We start from the raw sequence: 19,325 nt of genomic DNA on the forward strand, positions 1-19,325 counted from the left end.
GAGAGTGATCACATGGAAGCACAAAAAGAGCTTGAACCACCTCAACCAAAAGAAGAACGCTCTCAATCATTGATTCTTGAATCGATGAAGCTGTTCTTTCAGCACAAACTGGCGGTCATTGGTAGTGTGATTGTCTTTTTATTTCTCATCTTAGCGGTATTCGCACCGCTCATTGCTCCTTTTGAAATCAATGAACAATCTCTCGGTGAACGATTTAGTGCCCCTTCAGCTGCGCACTGGTTTGGTACAGATGATTTTGGCAGAGATATATTTTCAAGAGTTGTGCATGGCGCGCGGATTTCCTTATGGGTTGGTTTCTTCTCGGTTCTCGGGTCTGTCATTTTAGGCACACTGCTTGGGTTGATTGCAGGTTATGGCGGAAGAATGCTAGATGCTGTGATCTCGAGATTGTTTGATATTTTACTCGCTTTTCCTAGTATTCTACTAGCGATTGCGATCGTCTCCATCTTAGGCCCCTCCTTACAAAATGCCCTTATTGCCATTGCGATTATTAATGTCCCAACCTTTGGACGGCTCGTTCGTTCAAAAGTGCTGAGTATTAAACAAGAAGAATATGTGCTAGCAGCAAAGGCGGTTGGGATGTCACACCGCCGCATCGTGCTGCGTCATATTCTGCCAAACAGTATGGTGCCAGTCATCGTGCAGGCAACGCTTGCGATCGGAACAGCGATTATCGAAGCAGCGGCTTTAGGTTTTTTAGGATTAGGTGCACAGGCACCAAGCCCAGAGTGGGGGAAAATGCTCGCCGATGCGAGACCTTATCTCGTTCAAGCCCCTTGGACATTAATTTTCCCAGGCGTCGCGATCATGCTGACAGTTTTAGGTTTTAACCTGATGGGAGATGGATTACGTGACACACTGGATCCTAAAATGAAGAAAATAAAATAAGACCAATTCTATGAATTGGTCTTTTCTGTCTATGCTTCTTTTTCTTCTGTCTCAATTTCACTGTCTTTTGGGTGATACGTCTGGAAGCTTGTAATCAATGTATCTAAATGCTCTAGTTCATCACGGTATTCGATGATGCTGGACATAACATTTAGCATATTGTAATCGAGCAAGTCATTTTCTTGGTTTTGCTGATGCTGGATAAAAGATTTCGTTAACGTTTCAAGGCGAAGAGAGCATTCATTTTGAAATTCATCATCCTGCGGTTTCATTTTACCGACGAATTTCATCAAGGTGCGCTCATGCCAATACAGTAAGTAATCAATTTCATCTGTTAAGCTTTCCCTGAAATGCTCTGGCATCAAGTGAATTTCATTTTCTAATTTATGAAGCTTTTTCAGCAAGTAAAGAGCGCGATTCGATGCCATAATGGCCTGTCTGAACAAAACGAGCTTTCTTGATTTTACATAGGTTGTTTTCTTTAAATAGCTTCGTTCTTCTTTGTATAACAAGTAAATGTGATCTAATTTGATCATGCGTTCTTTTATTTGATCGATGTCATCCTTTAAAGTGGAATGATCAGTAGACTGTCTGGAGCTCAGTCGAATCCATTTTAAAATCTCCTCCGTATTTTCCATAATGTGATGAACAAGCTTTGTTTCATACTTTGGCGGCAGGAAGATTAAATTTACTAAAAATGATGAAAGAACTCCTAACACCACAGTAGCTGTTCGAATTAAGGCAAAGGAAAGGAAATGATCCCCTGCACTTTCTAAAATCGCAATGACGGTTACAAGTGCAATTGGAATCGTGTGTTCAATCTTCAGCTTTAAATTAATGGCAATGACCATGACGGCGGTTAAACCGATAATGACTGGTCCAGTGCCAAAAAGCAGGCCGAACGTAATGGCAAGTGCTGCTCCAATAATATTGGCTTGCACTTGATCAACAATCGTTAAAAAAGATCGATAAATAGATGGCTGGATAGCAAATACAGCTGCAATCCCCGCGAAGACGGGTGTTGGCAACCCAAGCCATGTTGCCAGGTAAAGCGCGAGTACAATGGCAATACCAGTTTTTAAAATACGGGCTCCAAGTTTCATTGGTTTTGTCCCTGCATTCCTTTCTTTTAGATAATAGATGATCACTCGTCATTTATTATAAATATTTTGATGAACAACTAAGTAATATACAGCGGTCTTCCGAAATATTCAAGTGATTTTTGAAAGTTCATGAAAACATCAAAAGAAGGTATTGAGAAGAAATGTAACAGATTCACACGCTTTTGACAAACAAGAGCTGGTCAATAAAAAAACAGGCGCATTTTTTTACGCCTGTTTTTGACCCTATTATGATTGTTTCAACTGTTCAAACGCACGATCTACTGCTTGCAGCGTCTCAGAAATATCTTTTTCAGTATGTGCGATCGTTAAGAACCAAGCTTCATATTTAGAAGGAGCGAGGTTAATCCCTTGTGAAAGCATTAATTTAAAGAAGCGGGCAAACATTTCGCCATCCGTATTTTCAGCCTGCTCATAGTTTACAATGGTTTCTTTTGTGAAATATACAGTGAGAGCCCCTTTTAAGCGATTCACTGTAATATCTACTTGATGTTTTTTGGCATGGGCTAAAATGCCTTCTTCTAGCATAGCGCCAAGCTGATCTAGACGCTCATAAACACCATCTTGTTTTAACACTTCCAAGCAGGCAATTCCAGAAAGAATGGATGCAGGATTTCCTGCCATCGTGCCAGCTTGATAGGCCGGTCCAAGAGGAGCGACTTGCTCCATAATTTCTTTTTTACCCCCATAAGCACCGATCGGGAGTCCGCCACCAATGATTTTTCCTAATGCGGTGAGGTCAGGTTTTACTTGAAGCAAGTCCTGTGCGCCTCCGTACATAAAGCGGAAAGCTGTAATCACTTCATCATAGATCACAAGTGCGCCCTTTTCATGAGTGAGGTCATTGACTTGTTGCAGGAAACCGTCCTTAGGCTCCACGATGCCGAAGTTCCCGACAATTGGCTCGACAAGGACAGCTGCGACTTCATCGCCCCATCGATCCAATGCTTCTTTGTAGCTGTCAATATCATTAAATGGAACGGTAATGACTTCATTGGCAATGCTTTTTGGTACGCCTGCTGAATCAGGGGTTCCTAAAGTGGAAGGACCAGAGCCAGCTGCTACAAGTACAAGATCAGAGTGACCGTGATAGCACCCGGCAAACTTAATGATCTTTGTTCTGCCTGTATAAGCACGTGCCACACGAATCGTTGTCATCACGGCTTCAGTACCTGAATTGACAAAGCGAACTTTGTCCAAAGCAGGCATAGCTTCTTTCAGCATTTTGGCAAAAGTGACTTCATGCTTCGTTGGCGTTCCGTAAAGAACACCTGATTCAGCCGCTTTTGTAATCGCTTTTGTAATATGAGGGTGGGCATGTCCCGTAATAATAGGGCCGTATGCTGCTAAGTAATCGATATAGCGATTTCCGTCAACATCCCAAAAATAAGCGCCTTCTCCTTTTTCCATAGCTACGGGTGAACCGCCACCTACTGCCTTATATGAACGAGAGGGGCTGTTGACACCTCCAACAATATGCTCCAGCGCCTCTTGATGTAATTTTTCTGATTCTGTGAATTTCATAAATAGCCTCCTATCTCAACGTATCACGTCGTCTATCATTATTTTAACATGTCGATGCAAGCGTCCTTAGTTGAATATCCTCTCAAAATTGGATAGGCTATTTAAAAAATAGGTTGGAGGGATTGTGTTATGACAATCGAAGTAGGCCAGCAAGTACCTGAGATTGAATTAACTGGTGACAACGGGGAGAAAGTAAAGCTTTCCGACTTTAAAGGAAAACATATTGTCCTTTATTTCTATCCAAAAGATATGACACCCGGCTGTACAACAGAAGCATGTGATTTCCGTGATCGCCATCAAAGCTTTGCAGAATTAGATGCTGTCATTATCGGCGTAAGCCCAGACAGTCAGGACAAGCATCAAAAGTTTAAAGAAAAACATGATTTACCGTTCTTACTTCTTGTAGATGATGAACAGAAATTGTCTGAAGCCTTTGGAGTGTGGAAGCTGAAAAAGAACTTTGGCAAAGAATACATGGGCATCGAACGTTCAACGTTTCTTATTAATAAAGAAGGAACGCTTGTGAAAGAGTGGAGAAAAGTTAAGGTGAAAGACCACGTAGAAGAAGCGCTTGAGGAACTAAAAGCTCACGCTTAATATCTTCACAGGATCGGACTGGCAGACATGCCGGTCTTTTTTTGTGAAGTAGAATAGGTAAAAAAGAGGATTGTAATTGACAAAGATTCGGCTCTGGGGGTACACTATTTATAAAGATTATAATATAAGAATATTTTTGAAGAGAGGTGCATGATGAAATGGCTGCTCACGAACTAAAAGACGCTTTAGATGCTTTAAAAGAAACCGGTGTTCGAATTACTCCGCAGCGCCATGCCATCTTGGAGTTTCTCGTAAATTCTATGACTCACCCAACCGCGGACGATATATATAAAGCACTTGAAGGTAAATTTCCAAATATGAGTGTCGCAACGGTTTACAACAATTTACGAGTCTTCCGGGAATCTGGATTAGTAAAGGAATTAACGTACGGTGATTCCTCAAGCCGATTTGATTTTGCGACATCCGACCATTACCATGCGATTTGTGAAAACTGCGGAAAAATAGTGGACTTTCATTATCCTGGCCTTGATGAAGTGGAACAGCTTGCATCCCATGTGACGGGCTTTAAAGTTAGTCATCATCGCTTGGAGATCTATGGGACTTGTCAAGAATGTGCGAAAAAAGAAAATCATTAATGAAAAAGCTGACCATTTAACCGGTCAGCTTTTTTTATGACTTTTTTCGATTGTAGGATTCATCAAACTCTTTGCCTTCTAATCCTGGATCGAGTGTAAGCGGCTCTCTGCAATGCATGCACATGTCCACCCGCCCAAGCACTTTTGTTTCCTTCTCACAGCCTGGACATACCACACGGACTGCCTTCGTAGAAAGCATACCGATCCAAAAGTAAACCACTGTACTCAATCCGATCGATAAGACGCCGAGTAGCATAAAGAAAGTCGACAGCCAAATCGATTCTTTGAAGAACACACCGATATACATGATCAGAAAGCCAACAAAAACCAAACTAAGTGCAAATGTTCTGATTTTATTAATCTTACTGGAGTATTTCGCCATCCCTAGTCCCCCTTGTCTCCAATATAGCACATTTTACCTTTCTGTTTGAATTAGTTATAGAGTTTTGTGAATAAATTGCTTATAATGATTCAATGATCTTTTTTCTTGAATTGAAGGAATTTTGATTCTATGAGGAGAAATACATAGCATTAGAGAAGAACTTTACACCCGAGTATTGGAGGAATCACTATGGAAAATCTTCTCCGTCCTATTTATCAAGAGAGAGCAAGTCACCCAGACACATTGGCTGTGATTATAGTAGAAAGAAGACACAAAGTATCTTCTGAGACGGATAACTTTGATGCAGCACTTTTAGTCATTGTAAAAGAAGCGGAAGAGCCGTTATTTATCAAGCACTATGAATCTGCTCACCAAACAGCTTCTTTAAATGTTGTCACAGATGAGCAGTTGAAGGAATGGATTACCCTTGGCACGAATCGCCGTATCATTGATTGGATTTTAAATGGGAAAGTCCTATTTGATCGAAATGAATATATTTTCAACTTAATTGATGACCTGAGTACATTCCCATTTTCAAACCGCAAACTTAAAATCGGTTTAGAATACGGCAAGCTTATTCGAAGGTATATAGAAGGAAAAGCATTTTTTGAGTCAAATCAATTCCTTGATGCATATAATTCAATTGTGCATGCGCTGCATCATTTGGCACGTATTGAAGTCATCGATAAAGGCTTCCATCCAGAAGTGACAGTTTGGAATCAGGTACGACATATGGAACCGGAAGTTTATAAACTTTATTCAGAACTCATTGAAAGCCATGAAAGCCTTCATAAGCGTTTGGAACTTTTATTTTTAGCAAATGACTTTTTGATCCATTCAAAAGCAGAAATTGGCGCCGCTCATTTGCGTCATGTCATGGAACAGCAAGATATATGGCTTTTTGGAGAGCTTCTCGCGCATCCTGACCTCAAGTATTTTACGCCTGACCTTAGCGTCATGATTGATTTCTTTGTGGAAAAAGGAATTGTTCAAGTGGAGCCGATTGAGACAAAGGGACAAAAAATCTATCATCGAGGATATTTTGTGAAAAAAGATGTTGACGCTTGAATATTATGATGGTATATTATTATACGTCGCTAACGAGCAACCAAGTTGCTTTGAATGAAAAGCTGACAAAAAGAAATTCTAAAAAACACTTGACGCCCACAGCGTCAAAATGTTATATTGAGAAAGTCGCCTCTGAGAGACGACGAAGATGATCTTTGAAAACTAAACAAGACAAAACGTACCTGTTAATTCGAGTTTTTATAAAAAATCCTATGATGTTTCATAGGTAGTCAGTCAAACGCTGACGAGGCAGGAAATGATCACATGCTAAGTTCGCTACATCGTGTAGCAACGCATGTGTGATATGCATCCTGCATACCTCGGAGAGTTTGATCCTGGCTCAGGACGAACGCTGGCGGCGTGCCTAATACATGCAAGTCGAGCGAACAGAAGGGAGCTTGCTCCCGGATGTTAGCGGCGGACGGGTGAGTAACACGTGGGTAACCTGCCTGTAAGACTGGGATAACTCCGGGAAACCGGAGCTAATACCGGATAGTTCCTTGAACCGCATGGTTCAAGGATGAAAGACGGTTTCGGCTGTCACTTACAGATGGACCCGCGGCGCATTAGCTAGTTGGTGGGGTAATGGCTCACCAAGGCGACGATGCGTAGCCGACCTGAGAGGGTGATCGGCCACACTGGGACTGAGACACGGCCCAGACTCCTACGGGAGGCAGCAGTAGGGAATCTTCCGCAATGGACGAAAGTCTGACGGAGCAACGCCGCGTGAGTGATGAAGGTTTTCGGATCGTAAAGCTCTGTTGTTAGGGAAGAACAAGTGCGAGAGTAACTGCTCGCACCTTGACGGTACCTAACCAGAAAGCCACGGCTAACTACGTGCCAGCAGCCGCGGTAATACGTAGGTGGCAAGCGTTGTCCGGAATTATTGGGCGTAAAGGGCTCGCAGGCGGTTTCTTAAGTCTGATGTGAAAGCCCCCGGCTCAACCGGGGAGGGTCATTGGAAACTGGGAAACTTGAGTGCAGAAGAGGAGAGTGGAATTCCACGTGTAGCGGTGAAATGCGTAGAGATGTGGAGGAACACCAGTGGCGAAGGCGACTCTCTGGTCTGTAACTGACGCTGAGGAGCGAAAGCGTGGGGAGCGAACAGGATTAGATACCCTGGTAGTCCACGCCGTAAACGATGAGTGCTAAGTGTTAGGGGGTTTCCGCCCCTTAGTGCTGCAGCTAACGCATTAAGCACTCCGCCTGGGGAGTACGGTCGCAAGACTGAAACTCAAAGGAATTGACGGGGGCCCGCACAAGCGGTGGAGCATGTGGTTTAATTCGAAGCAACGCGAAGAACCTTACCAGGTCTTGACATCCTCTGACAACCCTAGAGATAGGGCTTTCCCTTCGGGGACAGAGTGACAGGTGGTGCATGGTTGTCGTCAGCTCGTGTCGTGAGATGTTGGGTTAAGTCCCGCAACGAGCGCAACCCTTGATCTTAGTTGCCAGCATTTAGTTGGGCACTCTAAGGTGACTGCCGGTGACAAACCGGAGGAAGGTGGGGATGACGTCAAATCATCATGCCCCTTATGACCTGGGCTACACACGTGCTACAATGGACAGAACAAAGGGCTGCGAGACCGCAAGGTTTAGCCAATCCCATAAATCTGTTCTCAGTTCGGATCGCAGTCTGCAACTCGACTGCGTGAAGCTGGAATCGCTAGTAATCGCGGATCAGCATGCCGCGGTGAATACGTTCCCGGGCCTTGTACACACCGCCCGTCACACCACGAGAGTTTGTAACACCCGAAGTCGGTGAGGTAACCTTTATGGAGCCAGCCGCCGAAGGTGGGACAGATGATTGGGGTGAAGTCGTAACAAGGTAGCCGTATCGGAAGGTGCGGCTGGATCACCTCCTTTCTAAGGATATATGGAGCAGCGTGCGTTTTCGTCTTGTTTAGTTTTGAAGGATCATTCCTTCAAAACATGTCTCTAGCGAGACAGGATTGTTCTTTGAAAACTAGATAACAATAAGTAATACATTCACATTGAATGCAATGCAAAGTTCATCACACATAGTGATTCTTTCTAAAGTAAGAAATGGTTAAGTTAGAAAGGGCGCACGGTGGATGCCTTGGCACTAGGAGCCGATGAAGGACGGGACGAACACCGATATGCTTCGGGGAGCTGTAAGCAAGCTTTGATCCGGAGATTTCCGAATGGGGAAACCCACTGCTCGTAATGGAGTAGTATCCATACTTGAATACATAGAGTATGAGAAGGCATACCCGGGGAACTGAAACATCTAAGTACCCGGAGGAAGAGAAAGCAAATGCGATTCCCTGAGTAGCGGCGAGCGAAACGGGAACAGCCCAAACCAAGAGGCTTGCCTCTTGGGGTTGTAGGACACTCTATACGGAGTTACAAAGGAACGATATAAGCGAAGAGGTCTGGAAAGGCCCGCCAAAGAAGGTAACAGCCCTGTAACTGAAATGTTGTTCTCTCCAGAGTGGATCCTGAGTACGGCGGAACACGTGAAATTCCGTCGGAATCCGGGAGGACCATCTCCCAAGGCTAAATACTCCCTAGTGACCGATAGTGAACCAGTACCGTGAGGGAAAGGTGAAAAGCACCCCGGAAGGGGAGTGAAATAGATCCTGAAACCGTGTGCCTACAAGTAGTCAGAGCCCGTTAAAGGGTGATGGCGTGCCTTTTGTAGAATGAACCGGCGAGTTACGATCCCGTGCAAGGTTAAGCAGAAGATGCGGAGCCGCAGCGAAAGCGAGTCTGAATAGGGCGCATGAGTACGTGGTCGTAGACCCGAAACCAGGTGATCTACCCATGTCCAGGGTGAAGTTCAGGTAACACTGAATGGAGGCCCGAACCCACGCACGTTGAAAAGTGCGGGGATGAGGTGTGGGTAGGGGTGAAATGCCAATCGAACCTGGAGATAGCTGGTTCTCTCCGAAATAGCTTTAGGGCTAGCCTCAAGGTAAGAGTCTCGGAGGTAGAGCACTGATTGGACTAGGGGCCCCTACCGGGTTACCGAATTCAGTCAAACTCCGAATGCCGATGACTTATCCTTGGGAGTCAGACTGCGAGTGATAAGATCCGTAGTCGAAAGGGAAACAGCCCAGACCGCCAGCTAAGGTCCCAAAGTATACGTTAAGTGGAAAAGGATGTGGAGTTGCTTAGACAACCAGGATGTTGGCTTAGAAGCAGCCACCATTTAAAGAGTGCGTAATAGCTCACTGGTCGAGTGACTCTGCGCCGAAAATGTACCGGGGCTAAACGTATCACCGAAGCTGCGGACTGTTCTAACGAACAGTGGTAGGAGAGCGTTCTAAGTGCTGTGAAGTCAGACCGGAAGGACTGGTGGAGCGCTTAGAAGTGAGAATGCCGGTATGAGTAGCGAAAGACGGGTGAGAATCCCGTCCACCGAATGCCTAAGGTTTCCTGAGGAAGGCTCGTCCGCTCAGGGTTAGTCGGGACCTAAGCCGAGGCCGAAAGGCGTAGGCGATGGACAACAGGTTGATATTCCTGTACCACCTCCTCACCATTTGAGCAATGGGGGGACGCAGGAGGATAGGGTAAGCGCGGTATTGGATATCCGCGTCCAAGCAGTTAGGCTGGGAAATAGGCAAATCCGTTTCCCGTGAAGGCTGAGCTGTGATGGCGAGCGAAATTTAGTAGCGAAGTTCCTGATTCCACACTGCCAAGAAAAGCCTCTAGCGAGGTGAGAGGTGCCCGTACCGCAAACCGACACAGGTAGGCGAGGAGAGAATCCTAAGGTGATCGAGAGAACTCTCGTTAAGGAACTCGGCAAAATGACCCCGTAACTTCGGGAGAAGGGGTGCTTCTTAGGGTGTTAAAGCCCCGAGAAGCCGCAGTGAATAGGCCCAGGCGACTGTTTAGCAAAAACACAGGTCTCTGCGAAGCCGTAAGGCGAAGTATAGGGGCTGACGCCTGCCCGGTGCTGGAAGGTTAAGAGGAGCGCTTAGCGTAAGCGAAGGTGCGAATTGAAGCCCCAGTAAACGGCGGCCGTAACTATAACGGTCCTAAGGTAGCGAAATTCCTTGTCGGGTAAGTTCCGACCCGCACGAAAGGCGCAACGATCTGGGCACTGTCTCAACGAGAGACTCGGTGAAATTATAGTACCTGTGAAGATGCAGGTTACCCGCGACAGGACGGAAAGACCCCGTGGAGCTTTACTGCAGCCTGATATTGAATGTTGGTACAGCTTGTACAGGATAGGTAGGAGCCTTGGAAACCGGAGCGCTAGCTTCGGTGGAGGCATCGGTGGGATACTACCCTGGCTGTATTGACCTTCTAACCCGCTGCCCTTATCGGGCAGGGAGACAGTGTCAGGTGGGCAGTTTGACTGGGGCGGTCGCCTCCTAAAATGTAACGGAGGCGCCCAAAGGTTCCCTCAGAATGGTTGGAAATCATTCGCAGAGTGTAAAGGCACAAGGGAGCTTGACTGCGAGACCTACAAGTCGAGCAGGGACGAAAGTCGGGCTTAGTGATCCGGTGGTTCCGCATGGAAGGGCCATCGCTCAACGGATAAAAGCTACCCCGGGGATAACAGGCTTATCTCCCCCAAGAGTCCACATCGACGGGGAGGTTTGGCACCTCGATGTCGGCTCATCGCATCCTGGGGCTGTAGTCGGTCCCAAGGGTTGGGCTGTTCGCCCATTAAAGCGGTACGCGAGCTGGGTTCAGAACGTCGTGAGACAGTTCGGTCCCTATCCGTCGCGGGCGCAGGAAATTTGAGAGGAGCTGTCCTTAGTACGAGAGGACCGGGATGGACGCACCGCTGGTGTACCAGTTGTTCTGCCAAGGGCATCGCTGGGTAGCTATGTGCGGACGGGATAAGTGCTGAAAGCATCTAAGCATGAAGCCCCCCTCAAGATGAGATTTCCCATTCCGCAAGGAAGTAAGATCCCTGAAAGATGATCAGGTTGATAGGTCTGAGGTGGAAGCGTGGTGACACGTGGAGCTGACAGATACTAATAGATCGAGGACTTAACCTATATTCTATTGTGAAGTTTGAACATTGTTATCTAGTTTTGAGAGAATATTTTTTAAATTTCTCTTGATTTATTTTCAATACATAGTATAATATCTTTTGTCACTAAATTGTCTGGTGATGATGGCGAAGAGGTCACACCCGTTCCCATACCGAACACGGAAGTTAAGCTCTTCAGCGCCGATGGTAGTTGGGGGTCTCCCCCTGTGAGAGTAGGACATCGCCAGGCTTTCTTCATTCCGCAGTAGCTCAGTGGTAGAGCTATCGGCTGTTAACCGATCGGTCGTAGGTTCGAATCCTACCTGCGGAGCCAATTTGGAGAGCTGTCCGAGTGGCCGAAGGAGCACGATTGGAAATCGTGTAGGCGGTAACCCCGTCTCAAGGGTTCGAATCCCTTGCTCTCCGCCACAATTTACATAATAGAGGGCCCGTTGGTCAAGCGGTTAAGACACCGCCCTTTCACGGCGGTAACACGGGTTCGAATCCCGTACGGGTCACCATTTTATAGAATATACACCAGTGTTTTTTATTCGGAGGATTAGCTCAGCTGGGAGAGCATCTGCCTTACAAGCAGAGGGTCGGCGGTTCGAGCCCGTCATCCTCCACCATATCTTTTATATCATCGCGGGGTGGAGCAGTTCGGTAGCTCGTCGGGCTCATAACCCGAAGGTCGCAGGTTCAAATCCTGCCCCCGCAACCAAATTATTTTATACAACCAAAATGGTCCGGTAGTTCAGTTGGTTAGAATGCCTGCCTGTCACGCAGGAGGTCGCGGGTTCGAGTCCCGTCCGGACCGCCATTTTTAAAAAGAATACATGGCTCGGTAGCTCAGTTGGTAGAGCAACGGACTGAAAATCCGTGTGTCGGCGGTTCGATTCCGTCCCGAGCCACCACTATTTGCCGGTGTAGCTCAATTGGTAGAGCAACTGACTTGTAATCAGTAGGTTGGGGGTTCAAGTCCTCTTGCCGGCACTGTTTTTCAAATGTGGAGGGGTAGCGAAGTGGCTAAACGCGGCGGACTGTAAATCCGCTCCCTCCGGGTTCGGCGGTTCGAATCCGCCCCCCTCCACCATTTTTTCATAGGGGCATAGTTTAAAGGTAGAACAGAGGTCTCCAAAACCTCCGGTGTGGGTTCGATTCCTACTGCCCCTGCCAATTTTCTTAATATGATTCATAACATCTATGGCGGTTGTGGCGAAGTGGTTAACGCACCAGATTGTGGCTCTGGCACTCGTGGGTTCGATTCCCATCAATCGCCCCATTTTATTATTGGGCTATAGCCAAGCGGTAAGGCAACGGACTTTGACTCCGTCATGCGTTGGTTCGAATCCAGCTAGCCCAGTTAATTTGCGGAAGTAGTTCAGTGGTAGAACACCACCTTGCCAAGGTGGGGGTCGCGGGTTCGAATCCCGTCTTCCGCTCCAATAATGGCGGCATAGCCAAGTGGTAAGGCAGAGGTCTGCAAAACCTTTATCCCCGGTTCAAATCCGGGTGTCGCCTTTTTGAAAAGACTGCCGGGGTGGTGGAATTGGCAGACACACAGGACTTAAAATCCTGCGGTAGGTGACTACCGTGCCGGTTCAAGTCCGGCCCTCGGCACCATGTTTTTAATTATAAGTTGCGCTCTTTAATGATCATGCCGGTGTGGCGGAATTGGCAGACGCGCACGACTCAAAATCGTGTTCCTCACGGAGTGCCGGTTCGACCCCGGCCACCGGTATCTACATTTAGATATTCTTTATGATCGTCAAGTACAGAAGAATAAAGGAATATCTACGTTTCAAACGTCTTTCTACAAATTGTAGGAGGGCGTTTTTTTATTTGTTTTTTAGCTGATTTTTCACACGAAAAAAGTTCTTCAAATCGTGTTCAAAGGAAATTAACTTTAACTTTAATGATGGTTACCTTATGATTAAACTAAAGAGGCAGGATAATTGAAGAAGGATTGTATAAATTGTACATAGGTGGTGTTGTAATGATTACGGTTAAAAATGCTGAAAGTTATCTTAAAGATAGCATTGGTGAAGATATCGATGATATAAAAAAGGTTTGGGAAACATTTAAAGCTTTTTCAAAGGAGACTGTTGAGGGCGAAGAAGATAAAGAAATTTTATTTCAGTGTGGTGTCTATGATTTTACAGGAGAGGAACTATTTCATTTTGACTTGGTACGTCAGTTTACAGTTTATGAAGAAGATGATTATTCACACATGGAACAACTGCACTGTGAATTTTTATTTAAACCAACAAGCGAGTTAAAAAAGTTAAAGGTGGTAGAAGAATGGTCAATGGATTATGACGATATAGATCATTTTTTTAATCATATTGAAAGTATTCATGAGTTTACAATACCTTTGAGTTTAAAGCCGATAAAATTAGACATATATCAAGAAGAACTTTAACTCTTATTTTATTAAGAGGTGCTTTACTTTAAGAGGGGATACCGTGCCTTTTTGGAATAATTGATCGCGGAGTGCCGGTTTGACCCCAGCCACCAGTATCTATTAAAAGTTTCATAATCGGTTTTTACCGTCAACCTAACGTTCCACCCTCGTGGTGAAGCGTTTTTTTGTGGTTTAAAAGAGTTATTTAAATAAAAAATAGAAACCTATTAGAAAATAAAGAGTATGTACTTCTTTTAGCAGATTAATCTTTAGATGATTTGCAACATTTGATAAGATACATTTAACCATGGAAGGAAACAAAACGGTGTAGCACATTCACATCAAACAGTGCACTTTCTTTGAATAACTAAATGAATATTTGTGGGTACATACACATCTTTAGCTGACATCATCATTGTGACCCAGTTTGAGGGGAGAATTTATGAAAAAACAAAATGATCATGAGGAGTTATTGACAGGTGGAAATGTCTCGAACGTTTATCGTTCGGGAGATACGGTTCGTCGAGAAGTAAAGTCAGACAATATTAATATACGAAAGCTGCTAAAGCATTTAGAAAAAAAGAATTTCTCCTATGCTCCAAAGTTTTTAGGGGTTGATGAAAAAGGCCGAGAGATCTTGTCCTTCATTGAAGGTGTAGCCGGTCATGATCCCTTAGAAGAATACATGTGCTCTCACAATGCTTTAAAAGAAATAGCGAGAATGCTTAGACAGTATCATGATGCTATTTGTGATTTTCCCATTTCAGACGATTGGGAACGAATGGACAATACGCCTAACAACATAGAGGTTGTGTGCCATAATGATTTTGCGATGTACAACATTATTTTCAAAGATAAAAAGCCAGTGGGGATCATTGATTTTGATGTAGCTGCTCCGGGTCCAAGACTTTGGGATATCGCTTATACCCTTTATACATGTGTGCCTCTCAGTAGATTTTTTCGCACTGAAGCGGGGGAGATCGTTCATTATCACGCATTAGAACATGCAGGCCATATAAAGTATAGAGTCAAACTGTTTTTTGAAGCTTATGGTGAGGAAATAGCAGAAGATTATGTGGAGATGGTGCTGATGCGTTTAAAAGGGTTATGTCAGTACATGAAACGAAAAGCGAGTGACGGGGATATTGCTTTTCAAAAAATGATTGATGAGGGGCACCTTGAACATTATCAAAAAGACATACAATTCATTCATGAACACAGAAAAGAATGGGTTTGAGGATGCCAAGGGCCCTCTAAAAGAGAAGGAACAATTAGGTGTTTATACCACTCTTATCACGCTTACGTAAGAGACTAAAAGAAATTGACTTTATCTAGACCTAAAGTTATTTTTGAAATAGAGAAGATATGAAGGGGGCTGGAATTGTTGTTTGAAGTGATCGTTTATGATAAAGCAAAATATCATTATGATGGGGATTTTCCAAAGGACTTATCTATTGATCAAGCCTTCGTACATACAGGCATGTTTTTGGGTTGGATAATTGATAATGATTTGTTCAGTGAAGAATTTGAAGAAGACATTGAGGGTGAGATTCAAAAATTCAAATCACGAGAAGTAACAGGGACTCAAATTTATATGGACTGTGATGGTGTGTTTTCAAATGATATGTTGAATGATGAAGGCAATGAATTTGCCCAAGATTATTTCGATTTTGAAAATGGGTTGTATTTAGATGACTATGAGGAGAAATTTCCAGAAGCCGAAGATGTATATGATGTTAAAGATAGTTGGGAGAACTACGAAAAAATCAAAAAAGTGATTCAAAAACGTTATTTAGATTGGGTGAATCAGCGTTAAGGAATCAGGTTTATGATTCAAATATAAATGAGTAATAGAATGAATGTTAAAAAGGCGGAGTTGTTAACTTGCAAATGAATACGATTATACAGACCATCATTGAAGACGAAGGATCCCATGATTATCCGCTTTTTAGACAGTACTGTCTGAAGAAAGAACAGGGTCTGCGTAAAGATGCGTTAAAGGCTCTCCAGTTTTTTATTGAAGAGATGAATGAGACCGAATTTGCAGCACGGCGTTCATTTGTTGCTTGGCTGTTTGAGAAGATTGAACGGTTTGAGGATGGTCATCATGTGCTTGTGTATCCATTGATAATGGGGGTGATTCAGCCTGTTCTGCAAGAGTGGGAGAAGGTTGATCCGATTGATGTGAGACCATATCGCTGGCAGGGCTTGTTTGTGCATCAGGGAGAAGGACTGCCCTATTTATTGAAAGCACTAGAGCTTGGAGGCAGCAAGGAGCAGCGTGTCATTTTTCAAATTTGCGAAACCTATTTATCTGCTTTATGGTATTCGTATCATCATATACATGAAGATCTTTATTTAAGCACCTATGAGAAAGACCAAGAGCGAATTCAAGGTATTGAAGATGTCATGATGCTGATTGAAGATAAGAGGATTCGCACTAATGTTGAAAAACAAGTAGCCTATTATGGTCAGCTTTTATCAGACTGGATGGAATTTCAGCAAACGGAGACAAGAGGTTTTATGAAATGGTGTGCGGAGCGTCAGAAGCCGTATGAGTGGGTAGAGGCTTTTTATTATCAACAATAGGTGAGGAAACGGCAGAGTTCATTCTGCCGTTTCTTTATGCCATATTCGCTCTATTTCTACATGATCTGGTTTGAAATATGTCAGGACATAGACATCTGGATTGCTTAGTTTCTCCCACTCTTTGAATCCAATCGTGGCATCGGCGTGTTTAAGAAGCAAGCTCATGATATTGCCATGTGTGACAAATAGCGTATGATCTTTTTCTGAATTTATTTGTTCGTAGAGTACTTCTACAATGCGATTCATGGCTTCAAGGCTTGATTCTCCGCCCTCACAAGTCAAATGTAAGTCCGTAAAACTGTGCTTTAGTTTCTCATACCAATTGTCCATTGGTTTGCTGCTTAGCACACGTTCAGCGAGGCGTTGATCAATTTTCACTTCGAGTTGTTTTGCATGAGCAAGAGGCTCAGATGTTTGGATCGCTCGCTTATAGGGACTTGAGATGATCTGATTGAGATGGATGCTGGAAAAGAACTGTGCTAGTGCGTGAGATTGTGCGATGCCTTGTAGTGTTAAAGACGCATCCTCGGATTGTCCATTGGCTTGGCAGTGTCTAACGATATAATATGTTTTCATAGGTCACACCTTTCATGAGTATAAAAAAATCATCCAGGATTGGATGAGGATAGGTTCATTTGCTCGGGTCTATTTCTTTATAGGGATCTGTGAGCTTCGAGGTGAGGTCTAAGTTGAACAAAAAATCATCTACGGTGTCTGTGCCAAAGGGAAGTGCGGAGAAGTTAATTGGGATGCTGTCTTCCTGTTTTTCAGAGGTGACCTGCTGTGTTTGCTGCTTTTTTTTCCAGTACTTAAACAAGCGCATGTGAAGCCCCCTTTTCTATGAAAAAGATGGATTTATACATAATATACGGGGAGAGTTGTCCAGGCGTCAAATGTTTTCTTCAAAAGAATATATGAAAAGAGCCACACAGGATAGTGCGGCTCTTACATAGCACGATGCAATGCTTTTAGCAATTTGCGTTCGCATTTTAAGTTGTATCGCTTGCGATGGAGTTTATTCGTGTTACATCTGCCAATGACGTGTCTGACATCTTGATGATAAATGATAAGTTGTCTGTAAGCTGGATTATTTAATAATGCATGAAACCAGCTATACCTTTTGAGCTCGCTTGCGTTTCGAGAAATATCCTCTTCATCTACCTGTAGAAAAGGAATATACACAGCTAGTGAGAAGATATCAAAAATGAATCCCATGTTAGTTCCTCCTTCCATATTATTTCCTACGCTTAGAAGGAGGGAAGGTTTCATTCAATCAAACTTTAAAAACAATCCCAATGCATAAACCATTCTTTTGTGTCTTTGTCGTAATAGAAATACATCGTGCCGTTATCACCAATCATAAACCGAGGTTTTTCTTCTGAGGCGATTTGTAGCATGAATTCGCCTGGTTGATGATGGGGTGGGGATTGAATATATGCGCCATACCCACCAATTTTTGTGAATGAATAATTGGTGTATTGATCAAAGAAGTGTTCTGTCGCTGCATCACTTTCATTTACTTCTGATAAATCGACGTATGACCACGCTTCTTCCCAGCAAGGGTGGTCTTCTTGCTCACTTTTCTTCCATTGAATTTGAAAGGGTTTTAATCCTCTCACTTCTTCGGGAGTCTCAACTACTTCTAATCCATCCATAGTTGAATATTCAATGAGTTTCCAGCCTTCGCCTTTTTTGGTGATATCCATCGGAAGTGCTTTCTGATTGAGAAAGATTTGAATCAATTTACATTCATTGAATCCGTTTAATCCTCCTGGCACTTCAGGTAAATGAATTTGTAAGATCGGAATCATGGCACCATCTTCATCTATGGGCCAGCCTTGAGCAGGGTGGATGAAGAAATGACCGGCAAACCAGCTGTGTGCTGTTGGATCAGGACGAAAGCCACCAATCTTAGCCATGACGGGTGTTTTTCCTATTTGTTTTAATTCATGAAAAGCTTTGATCTCCATTACTTACCCCTCCAATCTTTAGCCTGCAATGTGAGCGTCATGAAAGGTGCCATTGATATTACCTGAGACAATGATGACATGTCCCCAAAATAAATCACCGTCGTGACAGTAGACCTCAAACTCTCCATCTGGGTAGGCATGCAAGCTTTCGAGTGAGATGCGGCTTATAAAGTGATCCAGCGTAAGCTCTTCTTGTGTTTCGGCGGAGTCATCTTGTGCCTGCCAGTCTTTAGCTAGTTCAATCAGTTGATTTGCTGCAAATGATTTAATAGAAGCATCCCATGTGCTCTGCTCTTCCATGAGCTGTCTAGCGGTTCGAAGAGAGTCGTTTATTTTTTCGTCTTCTTCGAGGTTGAAGTAGAGAAGGCACTCTTCATTGCTCCATTGGATTGTTGTTTCAAACAAGTCTAGTCCTTTCACTAATTCAAAGGTGCCTAGCAGGTCATCATGATAAAAGACAGGTTTTTGGGCTTCTTCTAGAATCTCTTGTAGCTCTTCATCCTGTGTATTTGTATCGATAAGTGATACTAGCATGAACTCACCTTCACCTTTTCGGACCTGAAGTGTCACAATTGATTCTTTATGTAATTGTGCCTGCTTTTCCCTTAATCCCTCTTCATCTGTTAACCAGCAGAGCCTTATGTTTTCGGTTGTGATGAGGTCTTTATCTTTCCAAGCAATTAGTGGAATAGAAGCGGTCCAAAGGGCTTCCTGTCCGGCTTTTCCTGCACCTACTCCTGAAGGTCCTGTGACAGCAATGATGTGGACTATTTCTTCTGAAAATCGTTCTTCAAATGCGTTTATTTGTTTGTTATGTTTCATGTGAATGTCCTCCAGCCTGATTTGTTGAAAATCTATATCTTTATCACACCGCATATGAGGAGGAGAAATCAAGCTTTTTCTGCTAAAACTTTTTTAGATTGTCAGAGAAGGGAAAATACATGGATGGCCTTGAGGTTGAGTCACAATAAACACGAATAAGATATGTAGCGAATTTTGTATAAAATTAGGATAAAGAGTCGAAAGACCTAGGTGATTCTTCCTTTTCTTTATAATTACTTTGACACGAATAGATGAAAAAAGTAAAGTAGTACTGAGTGATTTACAAACCCTTCTTCATCCATTGAATTGCAAAGTGTATGTAAATCAAACGTAAATGGATATTTTTCCTTTTATTTACTCGAATTTTTTTGAAACCTATGATGCTTCTC

At 43.7% G+C, this 19,325-nt stretch carries 16 protein-coding genes, 16 tRNA genes and 3 rRNA genes; 27 read left to right on the top strand and 8 right to left on the bottom strand.

Annotated features, from left to right (window positions below; translation table 11 throughout):
• Window positions 1–12 precede the first annotated feature (12 nt).
• Complete coding sequence (locus tag NKR21_RS04490; protein WP_012009343.1) at window positions 13–909, top strand: ABC transporter permease; 897 nt, start codon at window positions 13–15, stop codon at window positions 907–909.
• A gap of 29 nt (window positions 910–938) precedes the next feature.
• Here NKR21_RS04490 and NKR21_RS04495 read toward each other — a convergent pair whose 3' ends face one another.
• Both NKR21_RS04495 and NKR21_RS04500 read right to left on the bottom strand, forming a co-directional pair.
• Window positions 939–2,012 carry an FUSC family protein gene (locus NKR21_RS04495; RefSeq protein ID WP_012009344.1) on the bottom strand — a complete coding sequence of 358 codons (1,074 nt, stop codon included), beginning with the start codon at window positions 2,010–2,012 and terminating at the stop codon, window positions 939–941.
• Window positions 2,013–2,258: 246 nt separating this feature from the next.
• Window positions 2,259–3,554 carry a glutamate-1-semialdehyde 2,1-aminomutase gene (locus NKR21_RS04500; protein WP_012009345.1) on the bottom strand — a complete coding sequence of 432 codons (1,296 nt, stop codon included), beginning with the start codon at window positions 3,552–3,554 and terminating at the stop codon, window positions 2,259–2,261.
• A 129-nt stretch (window positions 3,555–3,683) separates the two neighbouring features.
• On the opposite strand from NKR21_RS04500, the gene bcp reads away from it, so the two are divergent.
• Complete coding sequence (bcp, locus tag NKR21_RS04505) at window positions 3,684–4,151, top strand: thioredoxin-dependent thiol peroxidase (protein WP_012009346.1); 468 nt, start codon at window positions 3,684–3,686, stop codon at window positions 4,149–4,151.
• Window positions 4,152–4,309: 158 nt separating this feature from the next.
• Window positions 4,310–4,747, top strand: a complete 438-nt coding sequence (gene perR / locus NKR21_RS04510; RefSeq protein WP_012009347.1) for a peroxide-responsive transcriptional repressor PerR — start codon at window positions 4,310–4,312, stop codon at window positions 4,745–4,747.
• Window positions 4,748–4,781: 34 nt separating this feature from the next.
• Here the strand turns inward: perR and NKR21_RS04515 are convergent, their stop codons facing one another.
• A complete protein-coding gene (locus NKR21_RS04515; RefSeq protein ID WP_012009348.1) occupies window positions 4,782–5,129 on the bottom strand; it encodes a YgzB family protein in 348 nt (115 codons plus the stop codon).
• 189 nt (window positions 5,130–5,318) lie between these two features.
• Between NKR21_RS04515 and NKR21_RS04520 the strand changes: the two genes are divergently transcribed.
• The 24 genes from NKR21_RS04520 (at window position 5,319) to NKR21_RS04635 (ending at window position 16,144) form a co-directional block, all read left to right on the top strand.
• Window positions 5,319–6,197 (top strand): nucleotidyltransferase-like protein, encoded by an 879-nt coding sequence (locus NKR21_RS04520; protein ID WP_012009349.1) that lies wholly within the window; start codon window positions 5,319–5,321, stop codon window positions 6,195–6,197.
• 317 nt (window positions 6,198–6,514) lie between these two features.
• A 16S ribosomal RNA gene (locus NKR21_RS04525) occupies window positions 6,515–8,063 on the top strand.
• Window positions 8,064–8,245: 182 nt separating this feature from the next.
• A 23S ribosomal RNA gene (locus NKR21_RS04530) occupies window positions 8,246–11,176 on the top strand.
• A gap of 109 nt (window positions 11,177–11,285) precedes the next feature.
• Window positions 11,286–11,401 (top strand): 5S ribosomal RNA (gene rrf, locus NKR21_RS04535).
• The 16S, 23S and 5S rRNA genes sit together here with 16 tRNA genes alongside, the layout of an rRNA operon.
• Before the next feature lie 9 nt (window positions 11,402–11,410).
• Window positions 11,411–11,485: transfer RNA gene (locus NKR21_RS04540), tRNA-Asn, on the top strand.
• Window positions 11,486–11,489: 4 nt separating this feature from the next.
• Window positions 11,490–11,580, top strand: a tRNA-Ser gene (locus NKR21_RS04545).
• A 17-nt stretch (window positions 11,581–11,597) separates the two neighbouring features.
• Window positions 11,598–11,672 (top strand) — tRNA-Glu (locus NKR21_RS04550).
• Between the two features lie 32 nt (window positions 11,673–11,704).
• Window positions 11,705–11,780: transfer RNA gene (locus NKR21_RS04555), tRNA-Val, on the top strand.
• A gap of 15 nt (window positions 11,781–11,795) precedes the next feature.
• Window positions 11,796–11,872, top strand: a tRNA-Met gene (locus tag NKR21_RS04560).
• A gap of 22 nt (window positions 11,873–11,894) precedes the next feature.
• Window positions 11,895–11,971, top strand: a tRNA-Asp gene (locus tag NKR21_RS04565).
• Between the two features lie 18 nt (window positions 11,972–11,989).
• Window positions 11,990–12,065: transfer RNA gene (locus tag NKR21_RS04570), tRNA-Phe, on the top strand.
• 6 nt (window positions 12,066–12,071) lie between these two features.
• A tRNA-Thr gene (locus NKR21_RS04575) sits at window positions 12,072–12,144 on the top strand.
• A gap of 15 nt (window positions 12,145–12,159) precedes the next feature.
• Window positions 12,160–12,244 (top strand) — tRNA-Tyr (locus tag NKR21_RS04580).
• A 9-nt stretch (window positions 12,245–12,253) separates the two neighbouring features.
• Window positions 12,254–12,327, top strand: a tRNA-Trp gene (locus tag NKR21_RS04585).
• Window positions 12,328–12,357: 30 nt separating this feature from the next.
• Window positions 12,358–12,433 (top strand) — tRNA-His (locus NKR21_RS04590).
• Between the two features lie 9 nt (window positions 12,434–12,442).
• Window positions 12,443–12,514 (top strand) — tRNA-Gln (locus tag NKR21_RS04595).
• Window positions 12,515–12,521: 7 nt separating this feature from the next.
• A tRNA-Gly gene (locus tag NKR21_RS04600) sits at window positions 12,522–12,596 on the top strand.
• A 5-nt stretch (window positions 12,597–12,601) separates the two neighbouring features.
• Window positions 12,602–12,672 (top strand) — tRNA-Cys (locus NKR21_RS04605).
• A 13-nt stretch (window positions 12,673–12,685) separates the two neighbouring features.
• A tRNA-Leu gene (locus NKR21_RS04610) sits at window positions 12,686–12,774 on the top strand.
• A 36-nt stretch (window positions 12,775–12,810) separates the two neighbouring features.
• Window positions 12,811–12,892: transfer RNA gene (locus NKR21_RS04615), tRNA-Leu, on the top strand.
• Between the two features lie 255 nt (window positions 12,893–13,147).
• Entirely contained in the window at window positions 13,148–13,573 is a 426-nt protein-coding gene (locus tag NKR21_RS04620) for a hypothetical protein (protein WP_041815295.1), read from the top strand.
• A 424-nt stretch (window positions 13,574–13,997) separates the two neighbouring features.
• Window positions 13,998–14,792 carry a phosphotransferase gene (locus NKR21_RS04625; protein WP_041815298.1) on the top strand — a complete coding sequence of 265 codons (795 nt, stop codon included), beginning with the start codon at window positions 13,998–14,000 and terminating at the stop codon, window positions 14,790–14,792.
• 147 nt (window positions 14,793–14,939) lie between these two features.
• Entirely contained in the window at window positions 14,940–15,371 is a 432-nt protein-coding gene (locus tag NKR21_RS04630; RefSeq protein ID WP_144458543.1) for a DUF7832 domain-containing protein, read from the top strand.
• Window positions 15,372–15,439: 68 nt separating this feature from the next.
• The gene (locus tag NKR21_RS04635; protein WP_144458544.1) at window positions 15,440–16,144 is read left to right on the top strand and encodes a hypothetical protein; all 705 of its coding nucleotides are present in this window, start codon (window positions 15,440–15,442) and stop codon (window positions 16,142–16,144) included.
• An 18-nt stretch (window positions 16,145–16,162) separates the two neighbouring features.
• Here the strand turns inward: NKR21_RS04635 and NKR21_RS04640 are convergent, their stop codons facing one another.
• From NKR21_RS04640 to NKR21_RS04660, 5 genes are all read right to left on the bottom strand, one after another.
• The gene (locus NKR21_RS04640; protein WP_012009354.1) at window positions 16,163–16,720 is read right to left on the bottom strand and encodes a histidine phosphatase family protein; all 558 of its coding nucleotides are present in this window, start codon (window positions 16,718–16,720) and stop codon (window positions 16,163–16,165) included.
• A 55-nt stretch (window positions 16,721–16,775) separates the two neighbouring features.
• Window positions 16,776–16,967 carry a hypothetical protein gene (locus NKR21_RS04645; RefSeq protein WP_012009355.1) on the bottom strand — a complete coding sequence of 64 codons (192 nt, stop codon included), beginning with the start codon at window positions 16,965–16,967 and terminating at the stop codon, window positions 16,776–16,778.
• Between the two features lie 122 nt (window positions 16,968–17,089).
• A complete protein-coding gene (locus tag NKR21_RS04650) occupies window positions 17,090–17,359 on the bottom strand; it encodes a hypothetical protein (RefSeq protein WP_041815304.1) in 270 nt (89 codons plus the stop codon).
• Between the two features lie 65 nt (window positions 17,360–17,424).
• The gene (locus tag NKR21_RS04655; RefSeq protein ID WP_144458545.1) at window positions 17,425–18,114 is read right to left on the bottom strand and encodes a DUF1963 domain-containing protein; all 690 of its coding nucleotides are present in this window, start codon (window positions 18,112–18,114) and stop codon (window positions 17,425–17,427) included.
• Window positions 18,115–18,132: 18 nt separating this feature from the next.
• Window positions 18,133–18,936, bottom strand: coding sequence for a DUF2262 domain-containing protein (locus tag NKR21_RS04660; protein ID WP_012009358.1), 804 nt, complete (start codon window positions 18,934–18,936; stop codon window positions 18,133–18,135).
• Window positions 18,937–19,325: the final 389 nt, after the last annotated feature.

It is taken from the genome of Bacillus sp. 1735sda2 (assembly GCF_024159245.1).
GTDB lineage: Bacteria > Bacillota > Bacilli > Bacillales > Bacillaceae > Bacillus > Bacillus pumilus_O.